This is a genomic window from Brakhagea baltica (genome assembly GCF_052161605.1).
Lineage (GTDB): Bacteria > Planctomycetota > Planctomycetia > Pirellulales > Pirellulaceae > JBKCUI01.
This window is the reverse complement of the sequence record NZ_CP197409.1, coordinates 6,200,680-6,226,770: the sequence shown is the minus strand read 5'-3', so window position 1 is coordinate 6,226,770 and position 26,091 is coordinate 6,200,680. Positions and strand designations below refer to the sequence as shown.

28 protein-coding genes are annotated in these 26,091 nt (G+C 49.8%); 21 read left to right on the top strand and 7 right to left on the bottom strand.

The window, feature by feature from the left end:
* Nucleotides 1-182 precede the first annotated feature (182 nt).
* Nucleotides 183-1,049 carry a MerR family transcriptional regulator gene (locus tag SH449x_RS24385; protein ID WP_482378683.1) on the top strand — a complete coding sequence of 289 codons (867 nt, stop codon included), beginning with the start codon at nt 183-185 and terminating at the stop codon, nt 1,047-1,049.
* Between the two features lie 231 nt (nt 1,050-1,280).
* On the opposite strand, the gene SH449x_RS24380 is transcribed toward SH449x_RS24385, so the two are convergent.
* Nucleotides 1,281-1,910 (bottom strand): response regulator transcription factor, encoded by a 630-nt coding sequence (locus SH449x_RS24380; protein ID WP_482378682.1) that lies wholly within the window; start codon nt 1,908-1,910, stop codon nt 1,281-1,283.
* 237 nt (nt 1,911-2,147) lie between these two features.
* Here SH449x_RS24380 and SH449x_RS24375 point away from each other — a divergent pair, with 237 nt between their 5' ends.
* From SH449x_RS24375 to SH449x_RS24340, 8 genes are all read left to right on the top strand, one after another.
* Nucleotides 2,148-2,462 (top strand): Hpt domain-containing protein, encoded by a 315-nt coding sequence (locus SH449x_RS24375; RefSeq protein WP_482378681.1) that lies wholly within the window; start codon nt 2,148-2,150, stop codon nt 2,460-2,462.
* Nucleotides 2,463-2,491: 29 nt separating this feature from the next.
* Entirely contained in the window at nt 2,492-4,414 is a 1,923-nt protein-coding gene (locus SH449x_RS24370; RefSeq protein WP_482378680.1) for a PAS domain-containing sensor histidine kinase, read from the top strand.
* 172 nt (nt 4,415-4,586) lie between these two features.
* Nucleotides 4,587-8,069, top strand: coding sequence for a chemotaxis protein CheB (locus SH449x_RS24365; protein WP_482378679.1), 3,483 nt, complete (start codon nt 4,587-4,589; stop codon nt 8,067-8,069).
* 52 nt (nt 8,070-8,121) lie between these two features.
* Nucleotides 8,122-11,088 carry a PAS domain-containing protein gene (locus tag SH449x_RS24360; protein WP_482378678.1) on the top strand — a complete coding sequence of 989 codons (2,967 nt, stop codon included), beginning with the start codon at nt 8,122-8,124 and terminating at the stop codon, nt 11,086-11,088.
* An 834-nt stretch (nt 11,089-11,922) separates the two neighbouring features.
* Complete coding sequence (locus SH449x_RS24355) at nt 11,923-12,525, top strand: type IV toxin-antitoxin system AbiEi family antitoxin domain-containing protein (RefSeq protein WP_482378677.1); 603 nt, start codon at nt 11,923-11,925, stop codon at nt 12,523-12,525.
* Nucleotides 12,522-13,448, top strand: a complete 927-nt coding sequence (locus SH449x_RS24350) for a nucleotidyl transferase AbiEii/AbiGii toxin family protein (RefSeq protein WP_482378676.1) — start codon at nt 12,522-12,524, stop codon at nt 13,446-13,448. Before SH449x_RS24355 ends, SH449x_RS24350 begins: the two co-directional genes overlap by 4 nt.
* 53 nt (nt 13,449-13,501) lie before the next feature.
* A complete protein-coding gene (locus SH449x_RS24345; RefSeq protein WP_482378675.1) occupies nt 13,502-13,939 on the top strand; it encodes a ribosomal maturation YjgA family protein in 438 nt (145 codons plus the stop codon).
* Nucleotides 13,940-14,360: 421 nt separating this feature from the next.
* Nucleotides 14,361-14,531 (top strand): hypothetical protein, encoded by a 171-nt coding sequence (locus SH449x_RS24340; RefSeq protein WP_482378674.1) that lies wholly within the window; start codon nt 14,361-14,363, stop codon nt 14,529-14,531.
* A gap of 32 nt (nt 14,532-14,563) precedes the next feature.
* Here the strand turns inward: SH449x_RS24340 and SH449x_RS24335 are convergent, their stop codons facing one another.
* The 3 genes from SH449x_RS24335 to SH449x_RS24325 all read right to left on the bottom strand — a co-directional run bounded on the left by SH449x_RS24335 (nt 14,564) and on the right by SH449x_RS24325 (nt 15,650).
* Nucleotides 14,564-14,962, bottom strand: coding sequence for a PIN domain-containing protein (locus tag SH449x_RS24335; protein WP_482378673.1), 399 nt, complete (start codon nt 14,960-14,962; stop codon nt 14,564-14,566).
* Complete coding sequence (locus SH449x_RS24330) at nt 14,962-15,180, bottom strand: antitoxin family protein (protein WP_482378672.1); 219 nt, start codon at nt 15,178-15,180, stop codon at nt 14,962-14,964. Before SH449x_RS24330 ends, SH449x_RS24335 begins: the two co-directional genes overlap by 1 nt.
* A 332-nt stretch (nt 15,181-15,512) precedes the next feature.
* Nucleotides 15,513-15,650, bottom strand: coding sequence for a hypothetical protein (locus tag SH449x_RS24325; protein ID WP_482378671.1), 138 nt, complete (start codon nt 15,648-15,650; stop codon nt 15,513-15,515).
* Nucleotides 15,651-16,066: 416 nt separating this feature from the next.
* On the opposite strand from SH449x_RS24325, the gene SH449x_RS24320 reads away from it, so the two are divergent.
* From SH449x_RS24320 to SH449x_RS24305, 4 genes are all read left to right on the top strand, one after another.
* Nucleotides 16,067-16,291: a hypothetical protein gene (locus tag SH449x_RS24320; protein WP_482378670.1), complete on the top strand. Its 225-nt coding sequence runs from the start codon at nt 16,067-16,069 to the stop codon at nt 16,289-16,291.
* A complete protein-coding gene (locus SH449x_RS24315; RefSeq protein ID WP_482378669.1) occupies nt 16,266-16,724 on the top strand; it encodes a hypothetical protein in 459 nt (152 codons plus the stop codon). The genes SH449x_RS24320 and SH449x_RS24315 overlap by 26 nt, the downstream gene beginning before the upstream one ends.
* Entirely contained in the window at nt 16,714-17,316 is a 603-nt protein-coding gene (locus tag SH449x_RS24310; RefSeq protein WP_482378668.1) for an ATPase, read from the top strand. The genes SH449x_RS24315 and SH449x_RS24310 overlap by 11 nt, the downstream gene beginning before the upstream one ends.
* 163 nt (nt 17,317-17,479) lie before the next feature.
* Nucleotides 17,480-17,893 (top strand): ribosomal maturation YjgA family protein, encoded by a 414-nt coding sequence (locus SH449x_RS24305; RefSeq protein WP_482378667.1) that lies wholly within the window; start codon nt 17,480-17,482, stop codon nt 17,891-17,893.
* Nucleotides 17,894-17,910: 17 nt separating this feature from the next.
* Here SH449x_RS24305 and SH449x_RS24300 read toward each other — a convergent pair whose 3' ends face one another.
* The 3 genes from SH449x_RS24300 to SH449x_RS24290 all read right to left on the bottom strand — a co-directional run bounded on the left by SH449x_RS24300 (nt 17,911) and on the right by SH449x_RS24290 (nt 18,801).
* Nucleotides 17,911-18,057 (bottom strand): hypothetical protein, encoded by a 147-nt coding sequence (locus tag SH449x_RS24300; RefSeq protein ID WP_482378666.1) that lies wholly within the window; start codon nt 18,055-18,057, stop codon nt 17,911-17,913.
* Between the two features lie 124 nt (nt 18,058-18,181).
* Nucleotides 18,182-18,607 carry a type II toxin-antitoxin system VapC family toxin gene (locus SH449x_RS24295; RefSeq protein WP_482378665.1) on the bottom strand — a complete coding sequence of 142 codons (426 nt, stop codon included), beginning with the start codon at nt 18,605-18,607 and terminating at the stop codon, nt 18,182-18,184.
* Between the two features lie 5 nt (nt 18,608-18,612).
* Nucleotides 18,613-18,801 (bottom strand): hypothetical protein, encoded by a 189-nt coding sequence (locus SH449x_RS24290; protein WP_482378664.1) that lies wholly within the window; start codon nt 18,799-18,801, stop codon nt 18,613-18,615.
* A 1,062-nt stretch (nt 18,802-19,863) separates the two neighbouring features.
* Here SH449x_RS24290 and SH449x_RS24285 point away from each other — a divergent pair.
* From SH449x_RS24285 to SH449x_RS24250, 8 genes are all read left to right on the top strand, one after another.
* Nucleotides 19,864-20,334, top strand: a complete 471-nt coding sequence (locus SH449x_RS24285; RefSeq protein WP_482378663.1) for a MarR family winged helix-turn-helix transcriptional regulator — start codon at nt 19,864-19,866, stop codon at nt 20,332-20,334.
* 65 nt (nt 20,335-20,399) lie between these two features.
* Nucleotides 20,400-21,203, top strand: a complete 804-nt coding sequence (locus SH449x_RS24280) for a pirin family protein (RefSeq protein WP_482378662.1) — start codon at nt 20,400-20,402, stop codon at nt 21,201-21,203.
* Between the two features lie 64 nt (nt 21,204-21,267).
* On the top strand, nt 21,268-21,966 hold the full coding sequence (locus SH449x_RS24275) for a pirin family protein (RefSeq protein WP_482378661.1): 699 nt from the start codon (nt 21,268-21,270) through the stop codon (nt 21,964-21,966).
* 51 nt (nt 21,967-22,017) lie between these two features.
* Complete coding sequence (locus SH449x_RS24270) at nt 22,018-22,440, top strand: DoxX family protein (protein WP_482378660.1); 423 nt, start codon at nt 22,018-22,020, stop codon at nt 22,438-22,440.
* A complete protein-coding gene (locus SH449x_RS24265) occupies nt 22,437-22,901 on the top strand; it encodes a MarR family winged helix-turn-helix transcriptional regulator (RefSeq protein ID WP_482378659.1) in 465 nt (154 codons plus the stop codon). The genes SH449x_RS24270 and SH449x_RS24265 overlap by 4 nt, the downstream gene beginning before the upstream one ends.
* 157 nt (nt 22,902-23,058) lie before the next feature.
* On the top strand, nt 23,059-23,730 hold the full coding sequence (locus tag SH449x_RS24260; protein ID WP_482378658.1) for a hydrolase: 672 nt from the start codon (nt 23,059-23,061) through the stop codon (nt 23,728-23,730).
* A 10-nt stretch (nt 23,731-23,740) separates the two neighbouring features.
* Nucleotides 23,741-24,277, top strand: coding sequence for an antibiotic biosynthesis monooxygenase (locus SH449x_RS24255; protein ID WP_482378657.1), 537 nt, complete (start codon nt 23,741-23,743; stop codon nt 24,275-24,277).
* Nucleotides 24,278-24,309: 32 nt separating this feature from the next.
* Nucleotides 24,310-26,091, top strand: coding sequence for an amidohydrolase (locus SH449x_RS24250; protein WP_482378656.1), 1,782 nt, complete (start codon nt 24,310-24,312; stop codon nt 26,089-26,091).

The window sequence follows — 26,091 nt, the reverse complement described above, 5'->3', positions numbered from 1 at the left end:
CGTATCCCGATTGGTCGAGTTCGTTCCCATTCAGATTGTTTCCATGATGGCAAACAACCGAACAGTGGAAGGTATGCTTATGGATTCGAAAATCGATCATCGATGCGACAATTACCATGCGGCAAGACGCTTGCCGAATTCGCGGTAGATGTTGAATAGGCCGCTCAAAATGGACGTCGTGGATGAATCAATTGGTCTCAGTTAAAGATGCCTCCCACTATCTCGGCGTAAGTTCATCCACGTTTAAGAGGATTTGCGAGAAGCACTCTATTCCTCTGATTCGCACGCTGGGAGGTCATCGCCGAATCGATCGGGCTGATCTGGATCACGCGTATAGCCTTCTTTGGGGCCGGTCACAAAAAAGACACGACTCGACAGAACTATCTGCTCTCGATACCACAAACGAAATGGTCAAGCAACTGCTCGACGGCAACGTTCATAGGGTTATGTCCACCCTTTGTGCACGCATCGACAGGTTGGACGAACTCTCGCATACCTTGGAATCCACGCTAATCGCCGCACTTTGGAAGGTCGGTGAACTTTGGCGGAATCAAGAAATCGATCTCTACCAAGAACACATTTGTAGTAACACCGCGTGCACTGTCCTCGACATGATAATGCAAAGATTGCCCGAATTAGATGGCAACTCGCGCTTGGCAATCGGTGGTACTTTTGAGTGTAATTTCGATACGATTGGATCCAAGATACTTTCAGTCGTTCTGCGGTCGATCGGTATACGAACCGTCGATCTGGGCTGCAACCTGCCTGCAGCATCCATAGCCAAGGCTGCATACAACTTAAATGCATCGATCGTATGGATATGTCATACGCACGTTGCGAACGTCGATAGACTCCTGGCAAACCATCAATTGCTCCGCAATCTGCTCCCCAGCCCGGTTCAGGTCATGATTGGAGGTGGTGGTTTATCGCCCGCCATTAGAAGGTCGCTTTGTGATTGCTTGTACTTCGAATCGATTTCCGTGATGTCGGAATCAATGAAGCACTCCCTCCCCTCCAGTTCGACCAATCCGGTAGCAAGCGTGCAATGAGTGCAATATAGGTGGGGATGTGGATTCGACGGACGACTGGCAGCGAATCAAAGCAATACGAGCTTGCTCTGTCGTACCGATAAGGAAATCGCCGACTTTGACTCGCCATCGCTTGGGTTTGATTCTTAACGAAGATATGAGGGTTTCGATGGAGCGCAAAAACAAGGAAACTTATGCACAATCGTTTGCAAAAAAACAAAGCGTTTCATCTCAGCGAATAGCTGAAAGTGTTCATAGCGAAGGAGATGACGATTGAACCACCATCCGAACAAGTTGTGCGACAGACCTGACCCCTAGTTTCTTGGTGATACGACTGCGGTGGACCTCGACCGTCTTGGCACTGATCCCAAGTTGTTTAGCAATTTGCTTGGTCAGACTACCTTCAACCACCATTTTTACGATTTCCTGCTCCCGTTCGGTAAGCGATTTGATGCGATTAGCAACCTCAAGCTTCTGCAGCTCAGATTCGCGTCGCCGTAAATCGATTGCCATGGTTGTCCGGACAGTGTCGATGAAAAGCTCGTGGTGAAAGGGTTTTTCAATGACGGTTACCGCTCCCATTTTCATTGCCTCGACAGCCATTGCGACTGTACCGTGGCCCGTTACCAAAACGAACGGTATAAATCCGTGGCGGCTACGTGCCAGATTCAGCAACGACAAGCCAGTCATCTCGGGCATTTGGAAGTCGACAACCATACAGCCTGGTTGGATGCCATCCCACTCTTCCAGGAACTGCTTCCCAGAGGAAAACGTTCGACAGGCGATGTCTGCTTTCTTTAAAAGGAATGACATCGAGTCCCGCATCCCATCATCGTCATCGACCACGTAAACGACTTGATTGCTGTCCATCTTGGAACCCATTGCTTTTAAAACTCAAAAGGCATCTTAGTGTGTTCTATAAGCTATCTGTGCCAAATTGTCCAGGACAATTCCGAGGTTTGTCTCCAGCGTTCCAGCGGATAAAACAGGAAAAAGCTGAGAACGCATTGCCGTAAAACTACCCGCTTTTGAAGCAATTCGCCGCATTGGTATTGTGGCAGAAGAGAGCATTCGGTTAACTAAAGTGTTTCGTGAACAACTTTGTGAAGAAATAAAGAATTGAGCTTACCGCCGATCCGGTCAAAACTCGCTGATGATCCAGACTACGCCGAACTTGTTTCCGAGTTTGTCTCGAACATTCCGCTGCGCGTGCTAGCCATCAGAAGATCGATGGAGCAAAATGATTCGAATCAGCTTTGCAGGCTGATCCATCAACTCAAGGGCGCTTGCGGCAGCTATGGTTTTCATGAGGTAACGCCCCAAGCAGCCATCCTTGAGGAACAGCTTCGTTCAGGTGCAGCCATGATAGCGTTGGTCGACCAGTTAGAGGAGTTTCTTCAGACTTGTCAGCGCTTGACAGCAGACCCGGTTTAAGGCAAATGGAGGAGATCAACGGGAAGCCAATGCGAACTCGGGTCCTTTTGATGGAAGACGATGAGTCGCAGGCCGCACTCATTCGGAAAAAACTCCAACAAGCATTTTTTGATGTCACGGTCTGCCAAGATGTAGGAACAGGGCTTCGGCTATCTGAAGAACAAAAATTTGTTGTCGCAATCGTTGATTTAGATCTAGGCGGTACAAGTGGCTTCGATTTTGTTCGCGGTCTCAACCGAATCGGAATCAACACAAAAGTCATCCTGCATTCGGTGGATTCCACTTTTGAATCTGCAAAGGACGGGCTCAATCTTGGGGTTTTTGCCTATGTTGAGAAAGGGCGTCTCGACAACCAACTCATCGAACAGTGCCATCGAGCGGCTGCTGCCTATCTAAGTGACAATTTAGATGTTGCAAATGAAGAAATCGCTTTCCAGCTCAGACTCTTGGAGGCTGTCGATCACGGAATTATCGCCACGAACACCGACGGCAGTATCGTTTACTGGAATCGCTTTTCCGAAAACTTGACGGGCTTTTCTCAGATTGAGTCGATGGGGAAATCAATTTTTGATTTCCTTTTGTTAGAGCCAAACTCTAGGCAGCTTGTCCAGCGGCAGATTCAGTCGGGTGGAACTTGGCAGGGAGAATGCAAGCTTCGGATGAATTCCAAAGGATCGGAACCGATTTTTGTGCGACTAGTCATCTCCGTGTTACCCGACTCTCGCGGCATTATCATGGGTTCTGTCATTTCCTATCACGATCTGACTGAAGCAAAGAAGAATGAACAAAGACTAGAGCAACGAGCAAACCTACTTGCCATCAATGCCGAGCTAGGTCGACTGGCTGTCGTGATTTCGGATCGCGACACCTTTCTTCAACAAGTTATCAAGAAAATTGACGATGGTCTAAGCTTGGAATCCGGGCGAGTTCTGTTGACGAATGCCATAAGTAATTCAACCGAAACTCTGGCCAGCGTTGGCCTTAAATCAAGAGCAGCATCGGGTAAGATCCAACTGATCGATGTCGATAAATTGCAACTCGGAGAATCCATCGACGGTTTTCGTATTCCGCTTCACGAGAACGAAAATCTCATAGGTTGTATCGAAGGCGAGTTTCATTCAACTCGAATCGTTGGCCAAAAACATAGAAGTTTTCTTCAAAGCGTATCCTCGTTAGTTTCGGGTGTTTTGCTTCGTAATTGGGCGACCCATTTGTGGCAGTTGTCGGAAAAGCTCATTTCGGAAAAGCAAGACCAATTAACACATGCGCAGCGGACGTCGACCCTAGGACAGATTGCAGCAACTCTTGCTCACGAAATCAACCAGCCGCTGGGTGCCATCTGTAACTTTTCGGGCGGACTTCTTTATGGGTTGAAGAAGTCTGGTTCAACTGATTCCGAATTATCCGAAACGCTTGAGTTGATCCATGGTGAAGCGACCAAGGCAGGCGTAATCGTGAATCGACTTCGAAAATACCTGACACTCGATGCCTTCCAGCTTCAAAGGATGGATGTGAATACATGCATTCATGACACTCTCAAGATACTCAAGAATCTACTCTCCAATGCAAATGCCGTCACACGTTTAGAACTGGATTCGAGCGGAGCAATCGTTGAAGCCGACCCTATCCGCATCCAACAGGTGTTGGTGAATGTCATCAAGAATTCAGTGGAAGCGATTCAAGGGATCGAGCAAACGGAACGATTTGTAAGAATAACAACTAGCACGGCGGACAACTGGGTTCAGATTTGTATTCTCGACAATGGTCCAGCCTTAGCGAACTCCGAGATTGCTGACCTTTTTAAACCCTATCACACAACCAAACCTGGCGGATTAGGAATGGGGCTTTGCATCAGTCGATCGATCATCGAACAACATCAAAGAAGCATGAACATGACTCAGATGATTCCGAATGGAATGCTGACGACGATACGAATCCCTGCGGCGTCTTAATGCGTCCCGGACTTTGTCTAAGCCACCAAGGACTCGCCCGATCTCAGTGCAGTCAATCATGCGTAATATAGACATCTTCGGTTGCCTTTATTCGCGGCCCGAAAGATTTCCGTTACAATCATGGCGTCCATTCAAGGGCGGCAAATCTTTTGTTATCGGTTGATATTGAGGAATGAGTATGTCGGCTGGGGAACAAGAAAACGTTGAGCAGGTAGGCGAATCGATTTCGGCTGACGGTTCGGAATCGGCAAGGTCCGGGTTCCTTGTGGTAGGAATTGGTGCCTCGGCGGGGGGCTTAGCTGCGTTTGAACAGTTTTTTTCTGGGATGCCAGCAGGGGTTCAACCTGGGATGGCTTTCGTGTTGGTTCAGCACTTGGCACCGGACCATTCGAGCATTTTAGCCGAGTTGGTCCGTCGGTTTACGACCTTGACAGTCCTGCAGGTCGAGGACGGGATGCCGGTTGAGCCTAACCATGTCTACATCATTACACCCAATCATGACTTGGCTTTTTTTAATGGGAAGCTGCATCTTTTAGAACCAGCAGAACCGCACGGTCATCGATCGCCGATTGACTACTTCTTTCGTTCGCTCGCCCAAGATCAGCGTGATCGAGCCATTGGGATCGTGCTCTCAGGTACAGGTAGCGACGGGACACAGGGCGTTCGAGCCATCAAGGCCGAGTCGGGAATGGTCATGGTGCAAAGTGCCGAGTCTGCCGAGTTCGATGGAATGCCGAGAAGTGTGATCGAGACAGGGTTAGCCGATTACGAGCTAGAACCGGCTGCGATGCTCCCCCAGTTGATTGCATATGCATCCCGAGAATTTAATCAGCGGCGAGATTTGGATGTTCGTATAGAGCCCAAGTCTGAAGCGGCGATGAAGAAGATCTTTGTCCTCGTGCGATCCAAAACGGGGCACGACTTTTCCCTTTACAAACCAAGCACAATTTACCGTCGTATCGAGCGACGTATGGCGGTGCAGCATATCGAAACAGTCCAAGACTACGTCAAGTATATTCAGGAAAGCCCGGTTGAAGTCGAAGCTCTGTTTCGTGACATGCTAATTGGTGTAACGTCTTTCTTTCGCGACCCGGATGTATTTGAAATTCTTGAGAAACAGATTATTCCGCAACTGTTTAAAAACAAATCAGCGGCAACGGATTTGGTTCGAGTTTGGATCAGCGGTTGCTCCACGGGCGAGGAAGCCTACTCGATCGCGATTTTGATTCGCGAGTATCTCGAAAGTTCCAAATCCGAATGCTCTGTTCAGATCTATGCAACGGACATAGATAGCAGAGCCATCGCAACGGCACGAGCTGGCGTCTATTCGGTGAGCATTGCTTCGGATGTGAATTCCGAGCGGTTGTCCCGTTTCTTCACGATTAATCCGGGCGAGAATGTTTATCGCATTAATAAAATCATCCGTGAGATGTTAGTATTCTCCGAGCATAACGTAATAAAGGATCCTCCATTTTCGAAGATTGATCTGATCAGTTGTCGCAATCTACTGATCTATTTTGGTACCGAATTGCAAAAGAAGCTGATGCCGCTGTTTCATTTTGCTCTAATGCCGAATGGAGTTCTTCTATTGGGGACGAGTGAAGGAATCGGTGATTTTGGCAGCTTCTTCAAAGTACTCGACCGCAAGGCAAAACTCTACCAGCGACAGGGCGGCGTTCTTATAACGCAACGAAAGCCGCTTGGAATGGCCTTTCCATCCACCGCATTATCCAACGAGTCCAACATAGATTCGTCTTATTCCAAACTAAGCATTTCTGGGGCAAAAGGGGCAAACGAACTTGCCTCAAAAATTCCGTTGAGAGACATCCTCGAAAAATCGCTCATGAAGTTAGTCGCCCCGTCGGCTGCACTCATCAATGCTCAGGGGGATATTTTGTATCTTCATGGACGGACGGGGATGTTCTTGGAGCTTGCTGCAGGTGAGTCGGGAGTAAACAACATCCTCAGAATGGCTCGCGAGGGGCTTCAGCAGGAGCTCACGATGGCGCTCAGTCGCGTGGTCGTGTCGCAGGAGCCAGCTACCGCTAACGGTCTTCTGGTAAGGACCAATGGTCATTACACGAGAGTCGACGTGAGTGTCTCGCCTGTCGCAGCACTCTCGGCTACTGGTGCGTCGACTGAGCTGAAATCGACATCCCTTTATATAGTCACTATCAAGGAATCGACTGAAACCGAGAAAACAACGACCAGTCTACTGACGACTGAAATTTCACCAGCGATCGCTAATACGCTCGATTCAACTCTGATGCCGTCCGGAGATCCCGAAGCTCGGATCTCTGCTCTTTTGGAGGAGCTTCACGCACGTGATGAATATTTACAGAGTGCCCGCGAAGAACTAGAGAGCTCGAACGAGGAACTAAAATCATCGAACGAGGAGATGCAGTCAGTCAATGAAGAGATGCAGTCAACGAATGAGGAGCTAGAGACTTCCAAGGAAGAACTTCAGTCAGTCAATGAAGAATTGGCGACTGTCAACATGGAACTGCAGACAAAAGTAAATGATCTTTCGCGGCTCAACAATGACATGAACAACCTTCTCTCGGGCACCGGGATTGCGACGGTTTTTGTCGATCATCAATTGCGGATTCTGCGATTTACTCCAGCCACGTGCGCGATCATTAATTTGATATTGAGCGACGTTGGCCGACCGGTTGCTCATACCGTTACCAATCTCGTGGGCTACGATCGGTTGGTCCAGGATGCTCAGGGGGTACTTGACAGTTTGGTTGCCAAAGTAGTCGAGGTGCAAACCAAGGATGGGAAATGGTATACCATGCGGATACAACCATACCGAACGATTGACAATGTGATCGAAGGGGCCGTTATCAACTTCACCGAGATCACTTCACTCAAGCGTATCCAATCGGAACTCGAATCGGATAAAGCGAATCTCCAATTCAAATCGACGCTGCTCAATGCGATCGGTGAAGCTGTCATCGCAACGGATCTTCAAGGGACGATTTTGTACTGGAACGAAGCCGCAGAACGCATCTATGGCTGGAAGTCCTTTGAGGTCATCGGCATGAATGTCTTGGACGTTACCCCAGACGACGATAATAAGCTTCACGCCTCGGAGATCATGGCGGTCCTGAAAAAGGGCAACAGCTGGAGCGGTGAGTTTCTAGCACGTCATCGCGATGGCCATCGATTTCCTGTGAAAGTCACCAACACTTCGATTTTGGATGATCAAGGAAATTTGACCGGCATCATCGGAGTTTCCAGTGACATCACGCTACGCAAAAGTGCAGAAGATTCGCTTCGTCGATCGAATGAATTGGCGAGGCTTGCGGTCGTTGTTCGCGATTCTCGGGACGCCATTACGGTCCAAGAATTGGATGGTAGGATCATCGCGTGGAACCCAGCAGCAGTGAAGATCTTTGGTTGGACGGAAGCGGAAGCAATTAAGATGAATGTGCGTGATCGCATTCCCAAATCTCTGCAAAAAGATGCTCTTTTGAAAGAATATGAACTGAGCCAAGCGGAGATACTCGAACCCTACCAAACACAGAGATTGACGAAAGACGGTTCCGTGTTGGAAGTTTGGATTACCGCGACGGCGCTGGTGAATGAAGACGGTCACATGCATGCGATTGCGACAACCGAACGAGCACGTTTAGACACCGAGAATGTGTAGGGCTCGTAAGAATGAACGCTACTGGGATTAACTGACTAAAGAACGAATCAACATGACGCGAAACCTCGATTCAATCTCAAAAACCAAGGATGCAGCACAATCACTGCGCCGACAAGCAGAGGCAATTTTCGCGGCGAAGTCGACTGCGAGTTCGGCTACGGATTTGCCCGTCGCTGCAGATGGACTTTCGTCTGAGGAGACGAAACGATTGTTGCACGAACTGCAAGTCCACAAAATCGAATTGGAATTGCAGAACGAAGAACTGAGACTCGCACAATTCGAATTGGACACGTCCCGGTCTCGCTATTTCGATCTCTATGAACTGGCTCCGACCGGATATTGCATCGTAAGCGAACAGGGGTTGATCGAGGAGGCAAATCTCACGACAGCAAAATTACTGGGCGTTGATCGCAACCGGTTGATCAATAAGCCAATCAGTAGATTCATTTTCAACGACGACCAAGATTGTTTCTACTTAAATCACGGGCAGATTTTAAAGTCGGACGAACCCCGTTCCTACGAATTGCGAATGGTCAAACCAGATGGAAATTTTGTTTGGGTACAAATGGCTTGCGTCGCAATCGAAGACACTGAAAGAATACTGAAAGTTCGAATCGTCCTAAGCGACATCACGGATCGAAAACTCGTTGAGGAAAAGCTTCAAACTAGGACAGCCTTCTTCGAGGCGATGGTTGATTCGCCGCTTGATGGAATTTTGGTTGTGGATAATGAAGGCAAAAAGATTCACCAGAACGCAAGGTTTTTAGCGTTGTATGATATCCCACCAGAGATCGCGAAAGATCCTGACTATGCAGTTCAACTTCAGTATGTTTCTAAACGAACCAAAGACCCGCAAGCGTTCTTGGATCGCACAACGTACTATTATGGTCATCCAGATCTCACTGGTTGCGATGAGATTGAGTTGATTAACGGAACGGTGCTGGAACGCCACACTGCTCCCGTTCGAAATGAACACGGAGGCTTTTACGGACGTATCTGGACATTTCGAGATGTGACGGAACAAAAACATGCGCAGCGAATTCAAGCTGAGGCGTTGGACCGATTGAGGAAGATATCAAGCCGTGTTCCTGGGGTCGTTTATCAGTATAGGATGCGAAGGGATGGTTCCTCGTGTTTTCCCTATGCGAGTGAAGGGCTTTATTCGCTCTATCGAATTCAGCCTGAAGAAGTGATTCTCGATGCATCCCCCGTATTCGCTCGGATTCATCCTGATGATCTCGCAGAATTGGTAGCGAAGATTCACAAATCATCCAAGGACCTCTCGCCTTTCCAATGTCACTTTCGACTTCTATTGGATGATGGAACGATGCGATGGGTTTCTGCGAATTCACTACCAGAGCGAGAAGCCGATGGTTCAACGCTTTGGATTGGCTATATGACGGACGTAACCGAAAATCATAAAGCAGCCATCGACCTCGAAGCAGCAAAATTTCAAATGGAAGAAGCTCAGGCGTTAGCTCGAATGGGCAATTGGTCATACGACCTCTCGACCTTCAAGATTGATTGGTCCCAACAACTTTTTTCTATTCTTGGCTTCAATATAGCGGACGGAGAACCCACCTATCAGGAAATGCTCGATAACTACTGTCCCGAAGATGCAGCCATTTTAGATGAAGCGGTCAAAACTGCGATTGCTGATGGAACCCCATACTCGTTAATTCACCGCATTCGGAATCCTAAATCCGATGTTCGATTTGTCCGAGGCTCAGGGAGAGCGAGACGAAATTCAGCAGGTAAGATTGTTGGCCTCTTTGGTACAGCGGCGGATGTGACAGTCGAAATCGAACGCGAGTTGGCCTTGCAAGTCGCTCGTAATCAAGCCGATGCTGCGAATCGCGCAAAGAGCGAGTTCCTTGCGAACATGAGCCACGAAATTAGGACTCCGCTTACAGCCATTCTTGGTTTTGCAGATATGCTACGCGAAGAGGGAAATCTTAACGTCGCGCCCGATCAGCGGCAGCAGACGATCGATACAATTACCAACGCCGGTCAACACCTGCTGACCATCATCAACGATGTCTTGGACCTTTCAAAAATCGAAGCGGGCAAGGGATCTACTGAACTGATCGAAACACCCTTGACTGAAGTGCTTTGCGAGGTCGAACGTCTTCTAACTCCCAAAACGGCCGATAAAGGGGTAATGCTCATTACAAAGCTATCAACCCCCGTTCCAGACCGAATCCTGAGTGACCCAACGCGGTTACGCCAGATCCTAATGAATCTCGTTGGAAACGCTGTCAAGTTTACCGAACAAGGGACGATTACGATCAACGCCAGTGTCACGGCGTCTGCCTCGAATACCTCGTTGTTAATAGATATCGAGGATACAGGGCCTGGGATAACAGCCGAACAATCGCAAACGCTATTCGATGCATTTTCGCAGGCAGACAATACGGTCACGCGAAAACATGGTGGCACAGGTCTAGGATTGACGATCAGCCGACGATTGGCAAATCTTATGGGAGGCGATGTGACACTTCAGCGAACAGAAATGGGGAAAGGTTCTTGTTTCCGGCTAATATTACCGCTTATTCCAGCCACGAATTCGACCGTAGTCGACCGATTGGAAACTCAGGCCGTCTCTCCGGTAAGTTCCTCTACCGCTAGAATCCAGGTACTAGGTCGAATCCTCTTTGCGGAAGATGGACTGGATAACCAACGGTTGATTTCGTTCCTTCTCAAGAAAGCAGGCGCGACGATCGACATTGCAGACAATGGACAAGTCGCTTTGGAATTGATGGAAAAAGCAAACGAATCGAATATCACCTACGATCTTTTGCTAACCGATATGCAAATGCCTGTCATGGACGGATACATGCTTGCAAGCACCTTACGAAGCCGAGGCATAAAAATGCCTATCATCGCGTTGACTGCGCATGCCCTATCGGATGACCGTCAAAAATGCTTGGATGCGGGTTGCGATGACTACTTGAGTAAACCAATCGACAAGAATACTCTCTTGGCTGTTTGTGCCAAGTGGATCGCCGTTCGGCGTTAATGGCTGGCAGAAGTTACTTGTCAGGGGAAAGAGTGGCGTGATTGAATCGCTTTTGTCGCTGTTCCCTTTGTGCCACCCCCGATATCGAACCTTCTCTGAGGGGGCGGTTTCGCAAGTGCTCTAAGATTCCTGACTTATGAAGTCCGAGACCGGTTCGGTCTTGGTTTTGATGCAGGTCACGAACCACCTAACTCCGACCTTGCTCGATGCTCGAACTTTCAACACTGTCTAGTGGTTGAATACACAGACGATTCGACTACCGCTCGCTACACCTAGAAGGAACTAGCGCGCGAAGCGAGATACCTCAAGGCGGAAAACCCAACCCTTATCTTCCTGCTACCTTCGCCCCGTTTCGGGGAGAACGTCCCCATCAGGGATTGGAGAACTACACTGTCCAATCGAGCGGCTCCAAATCTAATGGTGTCAAGAAGAAGCCTGAGCCGTCCACGATTCGGCTCTCTGATGAGCGGTGCAAGGAGCGATTGGGCGGGTTACTAAAAAGCTACTGCATCAAGTCTGCTGATTAGTGCTGCGCAGACCAGCATCCTAAAGCGGGTACCTTCATCGCTCCATGCGAACAGTGTGGATCGCCTCGTATCTTGAACATGCAATTCGCAAGTCTCGACCAGACTCGGTCACGATGCCCCGTTGATAAGATCTCAAATTTGGCCTTCGGTCAAGTCTTCATAACGTCACACGAACGCTCACACGAAAACCTAAACCGGTCGAAATTGCCGGAGCAACCTTTTTGCACAGGGCGGTTGGGCTTGCCGCAGCCTACCGTAGCGATTTAGAATACGTAGGGACTTATCTACATCTCCCGACGAAATCAAAATGGCGACTTCGAAAAAAGATCAGATACTGCAACTGTTCAAGGAAATGGATGTCGTACGTCCACGAGACGCCGAAGCGGCTGGCATTGCTGGCTCGTATCTAAATGTTCTCTACAGCAAGGGAATTCTGGAACGTCCCAGTCGCGGGCTGTACACACTTCCCAACTCAGAGCCGAGTGAATTCCGCTCCATTGTTGAAGCATGCAAGCGTTCCCCAAATTCCATCGTGTGTCTGCTGAGTGCTCTACGAATTCACGACCTCACAACACAATCGCCATACGAAGTGTGGTTAGCTATCGGTGAAAGGGACCGCAAACCGCAAATGAGCTACCCTCCGATTCGAATCGTCCGTTTCTCAGGAGCGTCGCGAGAGCACGGAATCGAGAAGCGAAAAATCGAAGGTGTAACGATCTCTGTTTACTCGGCAGCCAAAACAGTTGCAGATTGTTTCAAGTATCGCAACAAGATAGGACTCGATGTAGCGATTGAAGCACTACGCGATTGCCGTAGCTCGAGAAAAGCGACCATCGACCAAATCTGGCAGGCGGCCAAAGTATGTCGCATGGCCAACGTAATGCGGCCTTACTTGGAAGCGACGTCATGACGCGTAAGCAACCTCGTGACATGCCTGCGTCCGTCCGGGCACGATTGTTGAACGTCGCCAAGCTGAACAACGAGGCCTTCGACTTGGTGTTGAATCGTTTCGCAATCGAAAGGTTGCTCTATCGTTTGTCTCAATCGCAATATCGCGACCGCTTTGTGGTCAAAGGTGCGACGATGTTTCAGATTTGGAGCAATCTCAGGCATCGACCGACGCGCGACCTTGACTTGCTTGGCGCGGGCGAGCCCGACGTTGATCGTTTCGTCGAGATCTTTCGAGATCTGTGTGTTCAGGAAGTTGAGAACGATGGGCTAGACTTTGTTGCCGATTCTGTTTCTGCCACGAAGATGAAGGAAGACGAGGAATACGAAGGGATTCGAATGAAGTTCGATGCGTTTCTAGGTTCCGCGCGTATTCCGGTTCAAGTAGACGTTGGATTTGGTGATGCAATCACTCCAAGCTCACAGCTCATTGTATTTCCGACGGTTCTTGAGCTGCCTGCTCCGCAGCTCCAATCCTATCCAAGAGAAACAGTTGTTGCCGAAAAGTTCCAGGCCATGGTAATACTGGGTATTGCGAACAGTAGGATGAAAGACTTCTTCGATCTATTGACGCTTTGTACGCAATTTGAATTCGAAGGAGAGCTCGTACGTCGGGCCATCAGTGCAACGTTCGAACGTCGCAAGACCAGTATCCCAACAACACCTCCACTTGCCCTTACGACTGAGTTTTCCGAAGACAAGCAAAAGTCGCTTCAGTGGAACGCGTTTTTGCGCAAGACCAATCTGAACAGCAACGATCTTACACTTTCCGAGATTACAGCTCGCCTTGCTGAATTCTTGATGCCACCAGCCCAGGCAGCAAGTCAGGGCAGGCAGTTCGGCAAGTATTGGCGACCAAGCGATGGATGGATTGAAGGGGGGTAATTGAGTCTCTATCGAACATCGCCAGCTCAACCTAAATAAAAAGCACTTATTGATTGCTTCGAACTCGATTCGTTTACCTAATCGCTGCCACAGCTGTCTGTATTGCCGGCCTGGCATCACGCAGATTCCGTGGACAGTTGCCGGCGTTCGTGGCTGAGTACGCCGGCGAATTACTGTGGGCGCTGATGGTTTTCTTGTTGGTAAGCACGCTTCTGGTTGGTCGGCCGATCCTGGTACGGGCTGCGATCTCGCTAGCCCTCGCTTTCCTGGTAGAGTTTAGCCAGCTTCTGAGGCGAGGAGTACTTGCCACGCTCCCACGGCAATCGCAATGTGCCACTCAAAAAGAACGACTCTCAAACTCTCTGTTTTCAGCCGCCGGCAGTACTCTCTACAGCCCCGATTCTGTTAACCCGTCTGCCATCGTTAACCGAGCGAGTCTGAGAGATTTCGCTTTGCTGGACGGGGTGGGAGCCTCCCCGTACCGACCCTGATAAGGAACCTTCTCAGAGAGGTCAGTTTTGCAAGTGCTCTAAGATTTGTGACTTATGAAGTTCGAGACCGGATCGCTCGGTCGCTCTAGGTGTGCCGCGTAACGGAAAATCGGCTTAACAGACAGCACTTTGGCTGCACGCATAATTTGCCGTTTCAACTTTTCGCGACTTGTACCTAAATCTTTATTCCACGTAACGTTAGAGGCTTTCGGGTCGCACTGGTCCTCCGCTTCGGTCTCGAACACCCGCGACATGCTGCTTAACAACATGAACCCCGGCGTACTTACATACAACCTTCTTGCCGATCACTTGTAACCCACGGAACGGTGGCAACGGGCGATCTTCGAACTATGCTTTAACCTGTAAACGCAGTGCAAAAACTCCGCTCCGTCCATGATTTACCGAGAAAACCAGCATTTCGATGACCAGCTTTCGCAACGTCTACACGTCACTCATGCTTGTCATCGCTCGCTCCAACGAGAAGGAACTCGCCCGCCAAGTGAGCTACGTCAAGGCGGAAAACCAGATCCTTTGCAGTCGGTTGCCCGATCGCATTAGTCTAACGGAACGCGAGAAGAACCGCCCCTACTAATTTTTCCGGGTAATCAAGAGGCACACCAACTGCTACGACCAATCTTGGACTGTCAACCCTTGAACTCTTGAGAACTCGGCGACATTGCTTGAAACTAACGTAAGTTGATGCCTGAGGCAAATGGCGGCAATCTGAAGATCATATGGATCAATCACCTCGCCTCGAACCTCCAAATCGTGGCGAAGGCTTGCATAATGGCTGGCATCGACTTCATCAAACGGTAAACAGGCAAATGGTGCAAGCAAGGTTTGCACCATCGTCACTCGCTTGTCACGATTGCCATATTTTTCAGCACCGTGCAATAGCTCCGAACGGACAATCGAGCATGTGACAACCTCTTGCGGCGATTCGGCCAAGAGTCGTTTGCGCACTCCACTGTTTGGATCTTTCAGATAGATGATCCAAGCATTGGTATCAAGCAGATACCGCATCACCACTCGCCCCTGTTGGGCAAAGTTCCTTGCGATGGACGCTCAAAGCGTTCATTTGCGAGTGCTCCGGCTGTTTGTTGGAAATAGCCTTCCGGCCAAGAATCCTTCATTGCCAACAATCTAAGCTCGAATTCAACTACGGATTTTTCTGGCAAGTCAATGGACTCGATAGGCCGAAATACTCCATTCTCATATACAGCGTGGATTGTTTTGTTCATTCCAACAACTCCTAGAAGACCGACTTTCCGATCGCCAACTTGTTGGCGGTTCTCAATTATAGCACACCTTGCACAATGCGTTGGAAGAACCCTGTCGCCAACTCGAAGCCGGAAAATTTAGAGCGTTGAAACTAATCTTAAAATTTTCAGTACTGGACTTCGTCGATTGCCTAGTTTGCGGGTAAACCTAAAGATACCCGCAATCGCAAGAACGTTTTCCTTTGTACCATGGATCGCAGGAGACTCTATTTTGATCGCATCAAAACGCCAACAGAACTCTTGTGATCATCGTCTTCGTGAGCTGGTCTTCCGATCGGGAAGAACGGGGACCGCTAATGGCCTAAAAAGTGGGGGGTACCGAGCGAAGCGACCGGGGGCACAGCGCGAAGCGACCCACGAAAATCGGTTGATAGGTTTACACCGCCAGAGATGGGAGTGACGCAAGAGTTGTCTTGAAAATGGTTGATCATCGATCCTCTTGCGTTTCTCTTAATCTCTAACGGTGTGAATATCTTAAAGGAGGAGGCCGCATGGGGGCACCTTGCGGGATATTTCGTGGGGGATGTTTCGTGGGTGGCACTGCATGTTTCTCATGCAAAACGGGAGAACGCGAACGATCGCTTGTCTCCCTCCAAAACAACACGAGCTACCGGGTGCTTTGGAAGCGGCTCGTAAAACGGACCAGCTAGACGAGCCCGTGCAGTAATGAAGCTAACTGCCAGTTGACGGTCAAAGCTGGGGATTTTGAAAATCCCTTGCCATTGAAAGCCTCGAAAAACGCTCTATATCGCGTGTTTCACGCTTAGATCGATCTTGACCTGAGTTGGTAATTTGGGAGACAATGGTGAGTGATCAAATCCGCGCAATCCATGGACGGGGAGTCGCTATGAATAGTTCTGAAGCAACCTTAACCGCTAACGCTGTGCAAACGTTGAACGCAATCTGTGATGAGTTTCGACGTCAACTCAAAGTTGGTTTGTTAGAGGGCCCTAGCAACTCACCGATGACCCCGGCCGACGTCCTGCGTACTGCTGAAGCTTTGCAGCGATCACCTTGGCTTTTGAAATTCCAGCAAGACGATTCTGATGACTCCGAGCGACGAGCAGCCTGATCAGCCAACGAAGGATTCAGAGCTTTCGTTCTCGGCCCTTGAAGAACAAGACGTCTTGGTTCAAGCGTTCCGTCGCTTCTTGCAAATTGAATTGTCCAAGCCCGCGCCGAAACACATTTCCGATGTGGTCGCTGAGTTTTCACGTCGCGTAACGTTTCTGACGAAGCACTTCGGTATTGATCAGCTCAAAGAAGATCACGCGTATCAAATCCCCGGACTAACAAATGCGAAGATGGCGGAACTCGCTCTGGACGCGGCAGACTCAGCGAAGGGCCTTGAACGACTAGCAAGCTACCTCAAAGCGCAGCCATATCCTCACTACGAGTCCGATCCGTCCAATCGCGACCTATTTGTTCGGGTTGAAGAGAACGGTACCCGTGTCCGAGGGCACTTCATCGATAAGAACTTCGTGGTTGTGAACGATGAGCAGTGACGGCCTGGATGACCGTCCGACAATCATCGCGTTGGCTGGATCGAACGGAGCTGGCAAATCCACCTTTTATGAAACGCAGCTTGCGCGTCTGGGTTGGCCATTTGTAAACGCGGATCTGCTGGCGAAGAAACTGAGTCTCGATCCCTATGAGGCAGCTAATCTTGCGAAGCAGCAACGTGCTGAGCTCGTCGAACAGAAGGCGAGCTTCATCTTTGAAACGGTCTTTTCAGATCCGGTTGGCGAGAAGGTGCGTTTCCTTCAAGTTGCCTCGGACTCTGGCTACCATGTGATCCTGAGCTTTGTGGCTATCCAATATGTTGAAACTTCGATTCAAAGAGTTGGAATGCGCGTGAGCCAAGGCGGGCATGACGTCCCGATTGAGAAGCTTCGCTCACGGCACGCCAGAACCCTGGAGAATCTCAAGATGGCGATTCGATGTCTTCCGCAGGTTCGTATTTTCGACAATTCAGATCTCTCCAAACCTTACGAGCATGTTGCCACGTTTATCAACGGGATACCTCAGTTCAGCCTGTTCAAGTTGAGTGAATGGTTACATCAACATCTCGCCTCTGAATTCTATCCCGATGTGTGACTCGCTTGTCGGGCGATGTGCCAGTGGTGGCATGCTATTGCGATATAGAAAACGTAGGGACATATTGACATCTCCCGACGAAATCGAAATGGCGACTTCCGAAACGGTCAGACCTTCGAAAGAGCTGCCCTCCAGCACAACATACGTAGAAAGCACCTATTGATTGATTCGCACTCGATTCGTTTACCTAATTTCCGCCACAGTTGTCGTTATTGCAGGCCTGGCATCACGCAGATACCGAGGTCAGTTGCCTGGGTTCCTGGCTGAGTACGCTGGCGACACGCTGTGGGCGCTGATGCTGTTTTTGCTGGTTAGCACGGTGCTGGCTGGTCGGCCGGTGCTAACGCGGGCGGCAATCTCGCTAGCTCTTGCTTTCCTAGTTGAGATCAGCCAGCTCTACCACGCTCCTTGGATCGACGCGATCCGCCAGACTACGCTTGGAGGACTGGGGCTGGGTTTTGGATTTCTGTGGACGGATCTCGTTTGCTACTCGGTCGGCATTTCGATCGGATCGCTCGCAGAGTGGGGGATCAGACGCTTGGGTGGGCCAAAGTTGGAGAACGTTTCTGGCCGTTAGGATTTGCTACCGCTCTATTAATCAAATCCATCGTTGGAAACGGAGACCGCTAATGGCCTAAAAAGTGGGGGCACTGTGCGAAGCGACCCGCGAAGCTCGGTGGATAGGTTTACACCGCAAGAGATAGGAGTGACGTAAGAGTCGTCTTGAAGATAGTTGAGCATTGTTCCTCTTGCGTTTCTCTTATTTCTAGCGGTGTGAATATCTTAAGGGAGGGGGCTGAGTTCTCGAACGCATTTTTCCAGAATGTTTTGCACAGGGCGGAATCGAACTTCATTGTAGAAGACATTAACGGGTCCAGTCCTCAATGGTCAGGCCGGGGACTCTCTCGAAGTCCACTGTATTGCGTGTCAGCAGCGTCATCTGGTTGGCTATAGCAATCGCGGCGATTCGAAGATCCATTGCGCCGACTCGTATGCGACTGCGCCGAAGTTCGCCATAAACATCAGCAGCGGCCTCGTTGAATCCAAGAACCTGTGCTTTGGCGAATGTTAGAACGACATGCTGTAATTCAGTGTAGCCTCGTACCAGATCCGATTCTTCCTTCGTGCGAGCAATGAACTTGAGCCAACCGTTGAATTGCTCGTGAAAGGAGATAATGGTCACGAAGAAAAAAGAACATGGGTGGTTTTCCAAATGCTTTGCGATCGACTCGAATTCTGGTCCTCGCCGTTTCTGAAGGAAACTGAGGTGATCGGAGTCGAAGATATACATGAAGACTATTCCTGGTCGGGTGGTTCTGCGTCGCGGAGTTCCTTACCGAGACGAACAATCTCGTCGAAGTCCGGATCGTCCTTGCAGATTCCAGTTATCTCAGCGATCCAGTTGGGTTGGCTTGGCACCTTCGTTTTGAGAATTGCAACTTCTCGTTCCAACTGAGCTAGCCTTTGCTCGACAGAGTCCGACATTTTACTATCAAACTGACGCCTTCTGCACTTGCCGAAGAGAATTCTCAGAGAGTCGTACGGGCTTTTAAACCGGAGTACTCTGTAAAAAAGAGAATTTGAGAGTTGCAGACATTTATGCGCTATCCGGTTTAGAACGTGCGATTTTTAGGTCGGTCTACGGCGCTCTCTGATTGTTCTCTGGAGTTACAGTTTCTGCGAAATTCCCTTGGGAAAACGAAAAAAGCCGGGGATATAAATCCTCGGCTTTTTCCGTTAACTACGTTGTCTCGGGAATTCCGAGGATGGATAAGCTCCGCGAGCGCAACCCTCTTCGTAACAATACTCTCTGCGCTCAAAATTCGTAAAGCCTTTCCCTGAAAGGATTTACGAAGTTCGAGACCCGTTTGGTCTGTTTTCGTACGAAGAGGTACGAACATTGAGTTAACACACCTCTGTCGTGTATTGTAGCTAACCTTTTCTATCGCATCAACAGGAATGCTAGGTTAATTCGGCGATCCTGGCCCCCGCCAAGAATTTGGGTTCGGCACTCACCGACTTGGCCAAGTTCTGGTACCTACCAACGTTGCGACGCTTTGCTTTGTACTTTGGATCGCAAGAGAATCTATGTTGAACCCATCAAAACACCGACCGATCTGGATATAATCATCGTCCTCGCGAGCTAGGCTTGCTATCAGGAAAAACGGAGACCACACGACAAATCGGTGTTCCGCGATCCACGATCCACGGATGGACCAAAGCGCGACCGTGTCGGGCTGTGACTATGACCGCAGATGGGGACAATGTTGAGACCCCGGGGTCTACCTTGCCGAACGACCCACCGAGCCAAGTGCACAAGTGTCTTGTGCCAAGCAAAGTGGGACTCCATGCGTGCGACAAACTTCATGAATGCTTGGTAGTCCGTCGAAAGTCAAAAATCGAGTGAGAACTAACTCATAAAACCCATAGAACCCCCCCAATAAATGGGCCTTTAGAGCAGACGGTTCGCAGAAAAAAATTCATGGAGGCAGACTTGACTAGTCGATACATTACATGTAAACTATTACCTCTAGAGGAAAACAGCAAATGCGGTCGGCACTTCAAAACGAACTCAAAAAACGTGCTCCGTTCGATTCGATCGAGCAGGAAGCGATGCTAGCGCTGATGCGAACTAGTGATTTGCTGGAGAATCGACTGGCTAGGCTGTTGCGTGAGCATGGGCTGACGCTAACCCAGTACAACGTTTTACGAATTTTGCGAGGCGAAGGTAAACCGATGCCTTGCCTGGAGGTCGCGGAGAGAATGATCCAAGTTGCACCAGCGATCACTCGGGTTGTGGACCAACTCCTTCAGTTCAAGCTTATCACCAAAACACAGTCCGAAATGGATCGCCGAGTGTTCGAGATCGAGTTGACTCCCACTGCATCGCGATTGCTTGCCGAACTGGATCAACCGGTGCTCGACATGCACGCAGCGCTGCTAAAAAGCGTGAAAAAGTGCGACCTTAAATCCATGATTCAGACTCTGGAAGTTATTCGCTCAAGCATCGAAAAGTAAAGTTTTGGCTGTTTAGTTGACATGTAAACCGTATGAGATTGTAATTCAAAATAGGAGAAATGTGAATGCAACGCCGACAACTATTGTCCGTTACTGCGTCCGGCTTGATCCATATTGCGACACCGCGCGCAGACTTGCTGGCAAATGAAGGTCAAGAACAAATCCCGACAGACCTTCTAATACGACGTGCTGCTGAAAGGGGGCATACAGATCTGGGGTGGCTCAAGAGCTATCAATCGTTTTCATTCGGTGGCTACTATGACCAGCGGCACATGGGATTTCGATCGCTTCGGGTGATCAATGACGACAAAATCACGGCCGGTCGAGGCTTTCCTACTCATCCACACCGGGACATGGAGATCATTTCCTACGTTCTGACAGGAGCTTTGCAGCACAAGGATAGCACTGGGAAGGGGGCGATTATTACACCAACCGATATTCAAATGATGTCAGCAGGGACCGGTATTTCTCACAGTGAGTACAACCCGTCGACAACCGAAGCGAATCACTTTCTGCAAATCTGGATTCAACCTGCGTTGCTAGGCGTTCGGCCCCGTTACCTCGATGGGAAGCTCTCGCCGGACGAAAAGCTGGATAACTGGAAGCAAATTGTGGGACCGGAGGGGCAAGGTGGAATCGTTTCGGTGCATCAAGACGCGAACATCTTCGCGAGCCGGCTGAGAGCGAGAAAAGCTCTTGCTTACACGGTTGAACGCGGAAGACACGCTTGGCTACAGGTTGCCACTGGTTCAGTCAACGTCAACGGAACCCAACTACGAGCAGGTGATGCAATCGCTACCAGTCGCACGGCAAACCTCCACATTAGCGCTGAAGTGGATTCTGACGTGCTTCTGTTTGATCTTGTATAACCTGCCGACCAAATTGAGTTTTTTTAATTGATAGTTTACATGTAAAATACCAAGGAGACGTTAAATGAAAACTGTTCGTCGTGCAAGCGACCGTGGCCACGCTGACCACGGTTGGCTGGATTCCTATCACACCTTTTCCTTTGCCGGTTATCGCGATCCAAGACATATGGGATTCCGGTCACTTCGAGTCATGAACGAAGACCGGGTGGCGGCTGGTCAAGGGTTCGGAACGCATGCACACAACGACATGGAGATCGTTTCGTATGTTCTCGATGGCGAATTAGAGCATAAGGATTCGATGGGCAATGGTGAAGTCCTGCGTCCAGGTGAATTTCAACGGATCACAGCGGGAACAGGGATTACGCATAGCGAATACAATCCTTCTGCTTCCAACCCTACACACTTCTATCAAATCTGGATTATCCCTGAGCGAAAGGGCCTCGAACCGAGTTACGAGCAGAAGGCTTTCGATTCGTCCGAAAGGAAGAATCGGTTTCAGTTAGTTGCATCAAATGATGCGAGGGACAATTCGTTGCTCATCCATCAAGACGCGAATATCTACCTGGCAGACCTCGAAATGGGCATCGAGCTGACCTTTGTCATTCCCGCCAATCGTCATGTTTGGCTGCAGGTTTTAAGGGGCTCCGTCGAAGCTGGTGGAATATCGCTCAGCACAAGCGATGCAATTGCCGTCAGCGATGAATCGACACTAAACATAATAGCCTCTTCCAATGCCGAATTGATGCTATTCGATTTGGCTTGAAATTACATATCACCTACCACTGAATGCAAACTCGATTCGAAAGGTAAAGCAATGAATTCTTATTTCTCACTGACCGGGCGTATCATTATCGCGACGATTTTTCTGATGAGCGCCGTGGGTAACAAAATCCCGAACTTCAGCGGCGTATCGCAATACATGGCATCCGAAGGCGTTCCCATGCCAAGTCTGATGCTGGTTGGCGGCATCGCGTTTCTAATCGCTGGCAGCCTGTCCGTCATCACAGGATACAAGACACAGATTGGAGCCGGACTGTTGCTTGTGTTCCTGATTCTCGCGACATATTTCTTCCATGACTTTTGGTCGTTCGAGGGCGAAGCACGACAACAGCAGATGATTCAGTTCATGAAAAACCTGTCATTGATGGGGACTATGGTGTTTCTAATGGCGAACGGACCAGGATTGCTTGGCGCCGACGCTCGCAAACAACACACCATTGAGGGAGAGAGGCTATGAGTCTAGGCGACCTGCTCAATCGCAATCAGAGCTTTGATGTGCCGCTGCAAGAATTCATCTTCACCACGATATTCACGGCGGACCGATTCGAAGCGAGCTTGAACGCTTATTTAAAGCCTTTCGGTTTGACCCCCTGCCAGTACGACATCCTGACAGTCCTGGATGATGCGGATGGGGAAATTACAACTGGAGAAATCGGCAAGCGACTAGTGAAACAGACAACAGCGCTTGGCGCCTATCTGGACCGTTTGGAGAAAAACGGAATGCTTCTTCGTAAGCGAAGCGACGAAGATCGGCGGCAAGTCTACGTGTCGCTTTCCGGCAAAGGCAGAAGCAATTTGAAACGAATTCACGAAAATTTAACAGCGTGGGAAGAAAGGATCATTGGCCACCTTACGCATTCCGAAGCCGTCTCCGCTACGAAAATCCTTCGGAAAGCCGCTCACCCGACTGGTCTCTAATGCTTTTTCAGATCGAATGCTTTACATGTAAGCATAGGCACACTGGTTGTGTTCCACGTTGCTCTTTAGGGCTTTGTATCGTAAAACCTCCTAACCTTGGTCGCCACGAAGCCAACACTACCTTGAACCCTAATTTGAAAATCGAGAAGGAAATGACATGCCGAATATCCTGAAGAACACCGACGGCGGACTTTTGACCGCCGACAACTGCGCACTCGTATTTATCGATCATCAACCACAAATGGCATTTGGGGTTGCTAATCAGATCGACCGTCAGCAATTGATCAACAACGTACTTTTGCTTGCCAAAGCAGCGAAAGAGTATGGTGTTCCTACGATTCTGACGACCGTCGAGACAGAAGCTTTCAGCGGTCCGATGTGGCCACAACTATTGGATGTGTTCCCCGATCAGACCCCGATCGAACGGACTGGAATGAACTCCTGGGATAACGCCGAGTTCCGAGAGGCTGTGAAAGCGACTGGTAAAAAGAACATCTTGATGTCGGGGCTTTGGACCGAGGTCTGCATTTGCTGGCCAACGCTCAATATGCTCGACGAAGGCTATAACATCTACATCGTTGAAGACGCATGTGGCGGTACTTCACAAATTGCGCATGACGCGGCTCTGTCAAGGATGGTCCAAGCTGGAGCCGTTCGTACGACGACAATTGGAACCGTCCTCGAATTCCAACGCGACTGGGCCAATCGAGATCACTACAACGCTTTGATGCAGTTGTTTCGGGATCATGGGGGTGCTTATGGAGTCGGGATCGAGTACTGCTACACAATGGTCCACAAAGCTCCGCCAGCTCGTAAAGTGAAGAACTAGGAGCAGGAGCATGAGAGACCAGCCCGTTCATGTCGCTATCACTCGCGTCGTGCGCGACGGTTCCGAAGCGGAGTTCGAGCGATTGCTGAAGAAGTTCATCAGTAGCTCGCTTGAACTTCCAGGTGCCTCGGGGGTCTTATTGCTGCGTCCACCGGCTGGTTCACAGTCGAATGAGTACGGCTTAATGCGATCGTTTGACAGCGAAATGGCTGCAACTGCTTTTTATGAGTCGGAGTTATTCGCACAATGGCTCAACGACATTGCACCGCATGTTCAAGGTGAACCGGTCCGAAGAAGGTTGAGCGGGCTGGAAGCGTTCTTTCGTGGCGGTCCAACGATGCCGCCCCGGTGGAAAATGGCGGTCGTTACTTTTATGGGAGTGCTCCCGGTCGCGTCGCTTTGGTCCCAGTTGCTGGGGCCGGTTCTCGCAGATATGCACTGGCTGTTGCGAGCCATAGCAGTCAACATGGCTGTCGTCTCCACCCTGACATGGATCGTCATGCCGTTGCTTACCAAACTTTTTCACCGTTGGCTTCACCCAGTTTAACAAAACCAGTCAAGGCTTCGAGGATATACCTAATGGCAGTCGATACGATTCTTTTCAATGGACGAATTTCGACACTGGATTCGGTCAAACCAGAGGTCTCCGCAGTCGCCATGGCCGACGGTAAGATTCAGGCAATTGGATCGGACGATGAAGTTCTCAAGTTAGCGTCCGATTCGACTCATCGAATTGATTTAGAGAATCGTCGCGTTATTCCCGGGTTAAACGATTCGCATTTGCACGTGATTCGGGCTGGTCTCTTCTCTAACCTCGAATTGCGATGGGACGGCGTGCCAACGATTGCGCAGGCCATGCGTCAGCTTAAAGAGCAAGCGCACCGAACGCCGCCGCCGCAATGGGTTCGCGTCATTGGCGGTTGGAACGAGTTCCAATTTGCCGAAGGGCGCATGCCCACTTTCAAGGAAATTAACGAAGCCGCTCCAGATACACCGGTATTCATTCTCCATCTTTACGATTCGGCGATGCTGAATAAAGCCGCAATCCGTGCATTGGGCATGGATGAAAGTACTCCCAATCCGCCGGGAGGTTTAGTTGTCAAAGATCACCGCGGGAAGCCAACTGGAATGCTGATTGCGGAACCCAACGCATTGATCTTGTATTCGACCATTGCCAATGCTCCAAAGCTGTCGATGGAGGATCAATTAAATTCGACGCGTCACTTCATGCGGGAATTAAATCGATTCGGAGTAACAAGCGTATCGGATGCGGGTGGCGGTGGTCAAAACTACCCAGGAGACTACTCCGTCGTTCAGATGCTTGAACGGGATGGTCACCTAACTCTGAGAATCGCTTACAGTCTATTTGCACAGAAACCGGGCGAAGAACTTGCTGACTACTCTCGATGGCTAGGCATGACTCATCCTGGTGACGGAAGCGACCTGTTGAGAGTCAACGGCGCGGGCGAGAATCTCGTTTGGAGTGCAGCCGACTTTGAGAACTTCCTTCAGCCGCGTCCCGATTTACGCCCAGTGATGGAATCGGAACTCGAAGCAATCATTCTCAAGCTAGCGGAGAAGAAGTGGCCATGGCGAATTCACGCAACCTACGACCAAACCATTGATCGATTTTTGAATGTCTTCGAGCGAGTGCATGAGCAACATCCCATCGATACACTCGGTTGGTTCATTGACCACGCGGAAACCGTTTCCACAAAAAATCTAGATCGCATCCAGAAGCTCGGAGGCGGAATCGCCATCCAGCATCGTATGGCCTATCAAGGCGAATACTTCATCCGTCGCTACGGCGTCGAAGAAGTCAAACGCCATCCGCCGATTCGCGAGATGTTAAAGATGGGGCTTCCGGTTGGTGCGGGAACCGACGGGACTCGCGTAGCAAGCTACCATCCGTGGACTTGCTTGTGGTGGCTCGTTACGGGGCAAACCGTCGGAGGAACCAAACTACACGGCGACGAGGATTGTTTAACCCGCGAGGAAGCACTTCGACTTTACACGCAAGGCAGTGCATGGTTCAGTCGTGAGGCTGACCGCAAAGGGACGATTTCTGTCGGAAAGTTCGCCGACTTGGCGGTGCTATCGAACGACTATTTCTCCGTCGAAGCCAATGATATTCGAAGCATTGAAAGCGTGCTAACGATCGTTGGAGGAAAGGTCGTGTACGCCTCCGGAAGCAATACGAAGCTGGCACCCGAGTTACCACCTGTGAGTCCAGACTGGTCGCCGGTGGCATACTATGGCGGTTATGACAATTTAGGCCCTGCTGTTCCGACTCATTCGCATACACCGATCATGTCTGCTGACGGTAGAGCATGGGAAACCGGCTGCGGATGTGGAGTGTAA

Bases quoted from the DNA above. Each gene is read 5' to 3' on its own strand.
- SH449x_RS24385 (WP_482378683.1), top strand. From the start codon at position 183: ATGAATCAATTGGTCTCAGTTAAAGATGCCTCCCACTATCTCGGCGTA.
- SH449x_RS24380 (WP_482378682.1), bottom strand. From the start codon at position 1,910: ATGGGTTCCAAGATGGACAGCAATCAAGTCGTTTACGTGGTCGATGAC.
- SH449x_RS24370 (WP_482378680.1), top strand. From the start codon at position 2,492: ATGCGAACTCGGGTCCTTTTGATGGAAGACGATGAGTCGCAGGCCGCA.
- SH449x_RS24365 (WP_482378679.1), top strand. From the start codon at position 4,587: ATGAGTATGTCGGCTGGGGAACAAGAAAACGTTGAGCAGGTAGGCGAA.
- SH449x_RS24360 (WP_482378678.1), top strand. From the start codon at position 8,122: ATGACGCGAAACCTCGATTCAATCTCAAAAACCAAGGATGCAGCACAA.
- SH449x_RS24355 (WP_482378677.1), top strand. From the start codon at position 11,923: ATGGCGACTTCGAAAAAAGATCAGATACTGCAACTGTTCAAGGAAATG.
- SH449x_RS24350 (WP_482378676.1), top strand. From the start codon at position 12,522: ATGACGCGTAAGCAACCTCGTGACATGCCTGCGTCCGTCCGGGCACGA.
- SH449x_RS24340 (WP_482378674.1), top strand. From the start codon at position 14,361: ATGACCAGCTTTCGCAACGTCTACACGTCACTCATGCTTGTCATCGCT.
- SH449x_RS24335 (WP_482378673.1), bottom strand. From the start codon at position 14,962: ATGCGGTATCTGCTTGATACCAATGCTTGGATCATCTATCTGAAAGAT.
- SH449x_RS24330 (WP_482378672.1), bottom strand. From the start codon at position 15,180: ATGAACAAAACAATCCACGCTGTATATGAGAATGGAGTATTTCGGCCT.
- SH449x_RS24325 (WP_482378671.1), bottom strand. From the start codon at position 15,650: ATGATCAACCATTTTCAAGACAACTCTTGCGTCACTCCCATCTCTGGC.
- SH449x_RS24320 (WP_482378670.1), top strand. From the start codon at position 16,067: ATGAATAGTTCTGAAGCAACCTTAACCGCTAACGCTGTGCAAACGTTG.
- SH449x_RS24315 (WP_482378669.1), top strand. From the start codon at position 16,266: ATGACTCCGAGCGACGAGCAGCCTGATCAGCCAACGAAGGATTCAGAG.
- SH449x_RS24310 (WP_482378668.1), top strand. From the start codon at position 16,714: ATGAGCAGTGACGGCCTGGATGACCGTCCGACAATCATCGCGTTGGCT.
- SH449x_RS24300 (WP_482378666.1), bottom strand. From the start codon at position 18,057: ATGCTCAACTATCTTCAAGACGACTCTTACGTCACTCCTATCTCTTGC.
- SH449x_RS24295 (WP_482378665.1), bottom strand. From the start codon at position 18,607: ATGTATATCTTCGACTCCGATCACCTCAGTTTCCTTCAGAAACGGCGA.
- SH449x_RS24290 (WP_482378664.1), bottom strand. From the start codon at position 18,801: ATGTCGGACTCTGTCGAGCAAAGGCTAGCTCAGTTGGAACGAGAAGTT.
- SH449x_RS24285 (WP_482378663.1), top strand. From the start codon at position 19,864: ATGCGGTCGGCACTTCAAAACGAACTCAAAAAACGTGCTCCGTTCGAT.
- SH449x_RS24280 (WP_482378662.1), top strand. From the start codon at position 20,400: ATGCAACGCCGACAACTATTGTCCGTTACTGCGTCCGGCTTGATCCAT.
- SH449x_RS24275 (WP_482378661.1), top strand. From the start codon at position 21,268: ATGAAAACTGTTCGTCGTGCAAGCGACCGTGGCCACGCTGACCACGGT.
- SH449x_RS24270 (WP_482378660.1), top strand. From the start codon at position 22,018: ATGAATTCTTATTTCTCACTGACCGGGCGTATCATTATCGCGACGATT.
- SH449x_RS24265 (WP_482378659.1), top strand. From the start codon at position 22,437: ATGAGTCTAGGCGACCTGCTCAATCGCAATCAGAGCTTTGATGTGCCG.
- SH449x_RS24260 (WP_482378658.1), top strand. From the start codon at position 23,059: ATGCCGAATATCCTGAAGAACACCGACGGCGGACTTTTGACCGCCGAC.
- SH449x_RS24255 (WP_482378657.1), top strand. From the start codon at position 23,741: ATGAGAGACCAGCCCGTTCATGTCGCTATCACTCGCGTCGTGCGCGAC.
- SH449x_RS24250 (WP_482378656.1), top strand. From the start codon at position 24,310: ATGGCAGTCGATACGATTCTTTTCAATGGACGAATTTCGACACTGGAT.